The 6,689-nt window shown below is 62.1% G+C and carries 6 protein-coding genes; 5 read left to right on the plus strand and 1 reads right to left on the minus strand.

Features of this window, described 5'->3' with window-relative positions; translation table 11 throughout:
* A partial coding sequence (locus tag ACY69P_RS12770) for a hypothetical protein (protein WP_462327748.1) occupies positions 1 to 180 on the minus strand: 180 nt, incomplete at its 3' end.
* Between the two features lie 222 nt (positions 181 to 402).
* Between ACY69P_RS12770 and dksA the strand changes: the two genes are divergently transcribed.
* The 5 genes from dksA (at position 403) to ybeY (ending at position 6,378) form a co-directional block, all read left to right on the plus strand.
* Positions 403 to 765, plus strand: a complete 363-nt coding sequence (dksA, locus tag ACY69P_RS12775; RefSeq protein WP_404844256.1) for an RNA polymerase-binding protein DksA — start codon at positions 403 to 405, stop codon at positions 763 to 765.
* 50 nt (positions 766 to 815) lie between these two features.
* Positions 816 to 2,339 carry an NFACT RNA binding domain-containing protein gene (locus ACY69P_RS12780; protein ID WP_462327749.1) on the plus strand — a complete coding sequence of 508 codons (1,524 nt, stop codon included), beginning with the start codon at positions 816 to 818 and terminating at the stop codon, positions 2,337 to 2,339.
* 94 nt (positions 2,340 to 2,433) lie between these two features.
* The gene (locus ACY69P_RS12785) at positions 2,434 to 3,423 is read left to right on the plus strand and encodes a PhoH family protein (RefSeq protein ID WP_459898802.1); all 990 of its coding nucleotides are present in this window, start codon (positions 2,434 to 2,436) and stop codon (positions 3,421 to 3,423) included.
* Entirely contained in the window at positions 3,383 to 5,932 is a 2,550-nt protein-coding gene (locus ACY69P_RS12790) for an HD family phosphohydrolase (RefSeq protein WP_462327750.1), read from the plus strand. The genes ACY69P_RS12785 and ACY69P_RS12790 overlap by 41 nt, the downstream gene beginning before the upstream one ends.
* Complete coding sequence (gene ybeY / locus ACY69P_RS12795) at positions 5,932 to 6,378, plus strand: rRNA maturation RNase YbeY (RefSeq protein ID WP_462327751.1); 447 nt, start codon at positions 5,932 to 5,934, stop codon at positions 6,376 to 6,378. The genes ACY69P_RS12790 and ybeY overlap by 1 nt, the downstream gene beginning before the upstream one ends.
* Positions 6,379 to 6,689: the final 311 nt, after the last annotated feature.

A 6,689-nucleotide genomic window follows, 5' to 3' on the forward strand; every position in this document is an offset into this window, starting at 1 on the left:
GTCCGGCAGGGGCGCAAGGGGGGCGGCCCCGCCCGGGGCGTGATGGTCCCCGGGTGAGGCACTGCCCGCCCGGCGGCCCAAAACCCCCACCATGTGGGATCCGATGACGGACCGGGCGAGCGGAGCATCGGGCTCGGCCGTGGCGGAAGCGACAATTTGATCAAGAAAATTGGTGTTCATTCTTGCATTCTCCGGAGCAGAAAGTAATATCTGTAACGATTGGACATACGTCTGCCCACACGGGATTGCAAGGTGGCGCGCGTCGCGGCCTGGGGGGACGAACCCGCGAAATGCGTCATCAATGCTTTACTTTTCATTGCTTCCTGTTATATGCACTCGTCTTCAATCCCGCACGTTCCGCATCGGAACCGCCAGTGGACAGCCAAGCTCGGAGGGTTGATCATGGATCAGAAAGATATCGAGATGTTCCGCACCCGGCTCAATCAAATGCTGGATGACATCCTGCGCAAGGGTGAGGAAACCATAGTCGACATGACGGACGAACATGAAAGCTATGCGGACCCGGCAGACCGCGCCACTGCGGAATCCGACCGCTCGTTTACCCTGCGCCTTCGCGACCGCGAACGCAAACTCATCAAAAAGATCCAGGCGGCTATTGGACGCATTGAGGACGGTACCTTCGGTGAATGCGAGGAATGCGGCGAGGAAATCGGCGTACCCCGCTTGAAGGCCCGCCCCGTGACCACGCTGTGCATTAATTGCAAGAGCCGTCAGGAAGAAGAGGAAAAAGTGCGCGGGGATTAAGCCCTTAGTCCCCGGGCTGTGCGCGGGCACGACTCCCGCGCGTCATTCATATGGAAGCAAATTTCTTCCGGTGCCTCGCGCCCCGGTTGGGGGAGACCCTCGCCGGACGACGCATCGACCGTATCTTTAACCCCGCGCCGGGGGGGTGGACCTTTAAGGCCCGCTCTGGCGCGGGGTCCTATCTTGTTTTCAGGGCGTCCAAAAAGGGCGGCCTGCTCTTTATTTCCAAGGAAAAACCAGCAAATCCGCCCCAGCCTACGGCCATCTGCATGTGGATGCGCAAGCGACTGGAGGGGCGCAGGCTTCTTGACGCCTGTGTTGATTGGCAACAGCGCAGCATCGCGTGGGAGCTGTCTCCCGGCGAAGGGCGCTATCTGCTGCTCAATGTGGAAAAGGAACCCGCCCTCGTGGACGAGCTTCCCGCTGCCTTTGGCGATGAGGCCCCGTGGCCGGACCCGCAGCGCGTGCTGACAGACCGCGACGTCTGGCGCGAGCATCCGCAGATTTCCCCGGCCCTGCGCCGCACCATTGGCGCACTGCCCGAAGCCCGCGCCGCCGCCATGATTGGCGCGCTGGAGCGCGGCGGATGCGGCCAGTTCTTCGTCTATCCCAAGGGCGAGAACACGCGCGGCGGTGAGGCGCTGGTCTGGCGTTTGCCCGACTCCCTGCATGCCGGGCGCGAGGAGCAGGCGTGTGACGACGTGCTCACGGCCGCGGACCTGTGGGGGCGGACGGAACTTTTTCCCGAACTTGCCCGGTTGGCCGTTGCCGGTGAGCTGGAGCGCATCAAAGCCCAGCGCCGCAAGCTCAAGCGTTCGCTGAAGAAGCTGGACGCGGAGGAAGACCGCATGCGCGGTTTTGTGGCCAAGGCGGAGCAGGGGCAGCTGTTGCAGGGCTGGCTCTATATGTTTGACAAGGACGAAAAACGTTCCTACGTGGACCTGCCGGATGCCACGGGCGAGGACGTCCGCATCCAGTTGGACCCGCGCCGCACAGTGCGGGAAAACATGGACCGGTTTTTCAAGCTGGCCGCCAAAGGCCGGCGCGGCCTCGGCTTTGCCGTGGAGCGCCGCAAGGCTCTTGAGGGCGAGCTTCAGGCGCTGGATGGCACATCCGCCGCCGTGCAGGAGGGCAAGCAGGCCCCCCGCACCACAGGCGAGCGCGAAGTGCGCGGGCGGTTGCAGGGCCTCCAGGTTGCGGCGTTTCGCACCTCGGATGGCTTTACGGTGTACCGGGGCAAGAGCGCCAAGGGCAATCATGAGATTCTGTCCCGCCTCGCCAGTCCTTTTGATTTATGGTTCCATGCCGCCAACGGCCCCGGCGCGCACGCCGTACTCAAGCGCGATTATCCCGATCAGGACGTGCCGGATTCCAGCCTTGCCGAGGCCGCCGCGCTTGCCGGGCTGAAAAGCCACTACGGCAGTGCCGGAAAGGCCGAGGTCATGTGCGCCCTCGTGAAGTACGTGCGCAAGACCAAGGGTGCGGCCCTTGGGCAGGTCGCCGTGGACCGTGTGGAGCATACGCTACATGTGGACCTTGACCCCACCATACAGGACGACCTCTTCGTCTGCTGAATGACTGGACAAATTCCCCGGTTGGACGGGGCCGGACAAAAAGGGTATCGTGTTTGCTCGCTTTGAGCATAACGGCCCGAAAAGATAGGATTTTATGCCAAAAGCACAGTGTGTGGAAAAGGCGCTGGAGTTCGACGAGCTTGAGCTTGCGCGCGAGCTGTTCGGCCCGCAGGACGCCAACCTTGCGGCGGTGGCCCAGAAGACCGGTGTGCGCGTGGAATCGCGTGGCAACCGCGTGCTTCTGCGTGGAGAGGACGATGAAATGGTGGCCTTTGCCGCCAACGCCCTCATCCAGATGTACGACCACCTGCGCGCCGGGAACCGCCTGTTTCCGGATGATGTGGACTGCGCCCTCGGCATTCTTGGCCGCGAACCGTCCGCCAATATAAAGGATGTGTTCGACGGCGAAGTGTTCGTGGTGACGCCGCGAAAGCGCATCACCCCGCGCACGCTGACCCAGCGCGACTATCTGCAGGCCATTCGTGAAAACGATATGACCTTCGGCATTGGCCCCGCCGGCACCGGCAAGACCTATCTTGCTGTGGCCATGGCTGTGGGCAGTCTGGTCCGCAAGGAAGTCAAACGCATTATTTTGACCCGCCCGGCTGTGGAAGCCGGGGAGAAGCTGGGCTTTTTGCCCGGCGACCTCGTGGAGAAAATCGACCCCTACCTGCGACCGCTGTACGACGCACTCCACGACCTCTACGATTTCGGCAAGGTACAGGAGATGATGGAGCAGGGCATCATCGAGATTGCGCCGCTGGCCTTTATGCGAGGCCGCACGCTTAACGATGCGTTTATCATCCTGGATGAAGCGCAGAACACCACGCCGGAACAGATGAAGATGTTCCTCACCCGCCTCGGCTTCGGCTCCCGCGCCGTTGTAACGGGCGACGTCACGCAGATAGACCTGCCCGGCCATGCCGAGTCCGGTCTTATCAATGCCACGCGTTGTCTGGCCGATGTGGAGGGCATCTCTTTTGTCCATTTCCATGACGGTGACGTCATAAGACACCCGCTCGTGGGAAGGATAGTGCAAGCCTATGAACGCCATAAAAAATCAGAAAAAGAAAAGCGCCGCTAAGCGCAAGAAGGGGACACCCCCTTCTTGGACGGCGCGGTTTATCCCGTCGTTTTCCGGTGCGGATGGCGGCGTGCTTGGCACGCTGTTTCTGCTTTTGGTCCTGTTGGTCCTCAGCGCGCTGGCCGGTGCGGATTTTTCCTCCGGTCCCCGCCTGTACCTTGAGGGCGAAATTGCAGACCGCGACATCATGGCCGACCGGGAGTTCCTTGTAGAGAACACCCGCGCCACCCGCATCAAGCGCAAGCAGGCCGCCGCAGCCCAGCCGCAGGTTTTTGACCTGACGGACGACTCCTACGAGCAGCTGGAGCAGGACGTGTATCAGGTCTTCGAGACCCTGAACACGGCCCCCGTTGCCGAGCTGGAGGACGTGCGCTGGAGCATTGCCGAGGACCTGAACGCGGAAATTGGCGTCTCCACCTTTCAGCGCTGGCGGCGCGAGGATTTTCAAAACCTCGTGCTTGGCCGCGTGCTGCCGTGGATGAAGAATTATCTCGGCGAGGGCGTCGTGCGCGAAAGCGCGGCCCTGTCGCGCTACGATTCCGGCATTCTTGTGCGCAACCGTGTGTCGGGCATTGAGTCCCTGCGCGTGGATACCTCCAGCGTGGCGGACTTTGATGTCATGCATCGCGCGCTGACGCGCTTCCTCAAGGGCGAACTGAAAAAGCCCCTTGTGGTGCGCCGCGATATTTGGACCCTTGTCGGCCCGCTCACCAAGCCCAGCCTGACGCTCAACGCGCAGGAATCCGCCGAACTGCGGCGGCAGGTGATGCAGGCCGTGGAGCCGGTCTACTTCCACGTCCGCGAAGGTGAGATTATCGTCCGCCAGGGCGAGGCCGTCAGCGAAGCCCAGTACATGAAACTCAAGGCCATGATCGCCGACACGCCCCAGACCTACGGGCTGGGCCGCGCCATCGGCATCTTTGTCCTGAGCGCGCTCCTTGTCATGGGCGTTATCATGTGCACCCGCTTTGGCCTGTGCCGCGACCTGACAGGGCGCGATTTGGTCCTTGTCTCCATCGTGCTTTTGCTGTTTGGCGGTATGGCGAAGTTTCTGTCTTTGCTGGATGCGCCGCTGGCGCTCTCCGCCGGGGCTTGGACGCGCGATATTTTGCCCTATTGCCTCCCCCTCGCGGGGGCATCGGGCGTTCTTGCGCTCTTTTTCCCCTACGCCGTGTGCTTTTACGCCACCATCATTCTCGCCTTGGTGAGTACGTGGATGTTTGGCGGGCATTTGCCGCTGTTCACGTTCTATTTCCTTGGCGGCATGTTTGAGATGTTCCTCATCAAGAACTCGCACACCCGCTACGAACTGCTGCGCAGTGTGTTTCCGCTGCTTGGCGGGTTGCTGCTGGCATGGTCCGGCGCGGCCATCGTGGAGGCGCGCGACATTTGGGCCATCGGCATCGGCAGTGTGTACGTCATCGTCTCCGGCGTGACCTCGCTGCTGCTCGTTCTTGCCCTGTCGCCCATCGTGGAGTTCTTCCTTGGCTTTACCTCGCGCTTTAAGCTCATGGAGCTTATGAACCTTGAGCAGCCGCTGCTGCAGGAGCTGATGGTTGCCGCGCCCGGCACCTATCATCACTCCCTTGTCGTCTCCAATATGGTGGAGGCCGGAGCCCGCGCCATTGGCGCCAATCCGCTTCTTGCCAAGGTTGCCGCCCTCTATCACGACATCGGCAAAATAACGAAGCCGCAGTACTTCATCGAGAACCAGCTCTCCCGCGAGAAGAACAAGCACGACAAGCTCACGCCGTCCATGAGCGCGCTGATCCTCATCTCCCACGTCAAGAAGGGTGTGGAACTCGCCCGCGCGCACAAGCTCGGCTCCGAGATTGAGGACATCATTCAGCAGCATCACGGCACCACGCTGATTTCCTACTTCTTCCACAAGGCCAAGGAGCAGGCCGAGGCGCGTGGCGAAGAGGACGTGCGCGAAGAGGAATTCCGCTATCCCGGTCCCAAGCCGCAGACCAAGGAAGCCGGACTCATTCTGCTGGCCGACGCCATCGAGGCATCCAGCCGTGTGCTGTCCGACCCCACTCCCTCGCGCATCAAGGGGCACATCGAGACCGTTATCAAGCGCATCTTTTCCGATGGGCAGTTGGACGAGTCCGAGTTGACCCTCAAGGACCTGCATCACATCAGTGACGTGTTCCACCGCATTCTCACCGGCATATTCCATCAGCGCATTGAGTATCCCGGTACCGCGCAGCCCAAGCCCGAGCCGCCCGCGCACGCCGACTGCCCGCACTGCGCCGCCCGCGAAAAGGACGACGCATCGGCCATTCCCGTCCCCGCAGGCAAGCCCGAGTCCGCCGACAAGGCCCCAAAAAAGGACCAGCCCAAGGCGGCAGCGTCCAAGAAGGACAGCGCCGACAAGGGCGACAAGCTCGAAAAGGTGCCCGAGCGCGAGTACACCCTCGACATGTCCGGACGGCTCATCATGGGCCGTGACGGTGAGGGGGGGCCTCAGCTCAAGTTCACCAAGACGCGCCTCGGGAGCCAGTAATGCAGCAGGACGCCCAGCGCATCACTTTAGAAACGCGCGCCGCCATTCGCCCCGACATGCCGCTCTCGCGCCGCGAACTGTTTCCGCTCGTCGAGCTCGTTCTCGGCGTGCTTGGCATGGATGGCGCGCAGGTGGACATTATCATCGTCGATGATGCGGCCATGGCCGGGTATCATACCTCCTTCAAGGGCCGCGTCGGGCCGACAAACGTTCTGTCCTTTCCGGACAAGGACGCCTCGCGCCCCGACTACATCGGCCAAGTGGTCCTTTCCGCCGAGACCTGCGCCCGCGAGGCCGACCTGTACGGGCAGCGTCCCGCTCAACATCTCGCCCGCCTGTTGGCACACGCCTTTCTTCATCTCGCCGGTCTTCCCCACGGAGCCGAAATGGAAGGCCTTACCGAAGGCGCCGTCGATGCCGTCGCCATGCACTACAGCAACTGCTGAGGCGCCGCGCCAGAGCGCATGCGGAACGATAGTACGAGAAACGAAAAGAGGACGCCGGGATCGGCGTCCTTTTTTCGTTTGTGCTGGCCGGGTCGTTACGCCGGGGTCAAGAGGGTGCCTCCTGCGGCTTAAGGGCCATGGGCCCGTAAGAATCCCGAGGTTTTTCGGTCTGGCAGCCAGTCCGAAAAAAGGGGTGGGTGCTTTCGAGAGGGGGGGCCGTAGTCCGCTGTGGCCGGGGCTGACGTGGGGGCGTGATTGCAGCCGGGTGGGGCGTGGGAGACGTGGCGTATGAAGAGGATTCTTAAGGATGA

Source organism: Desulfobaculum sp. (assembly GCF_054921475.1).

Bases quoted from the DNA above. Each gene is read 5' to 3' on its own strand.
- dksA (WP_404844256.1), top strand. From the start codon at position 403: ATGGATCAGAAAGATATCGAGATGTTCCGCACCCGGCTCAATCAAATG.
- ACY69P_RS12780 (WP_462327749.1), top strand. From the start codon at position 816: ATGGAAGCAAATTTCTTCCGGTGCCTCGCGCCCCGGTTGGGGGAGACC.
- ACY69P_RS12785 (WP_459898802.1), top strand. From the start codon at position 2,434: ATGCCAAAAGCACAGTGTGTGGAAAAGGCGCTGGAGTTCGACGAGCTT.
- ACY69P_RS12790 (WP_462327750.1), top strand. From the start codon at position 3,383: ATGAACGCCATAAAAAATCAGAAAAAGAAAAGCGCCGCTAAGCGCAAG.
- ybeY (WP_462327751.1), top strand. From the start codon at position 5,932: ATGCAGCAGGACGCCCAGCGCATCACTTTAGAAACGCGCGCCGCCATT.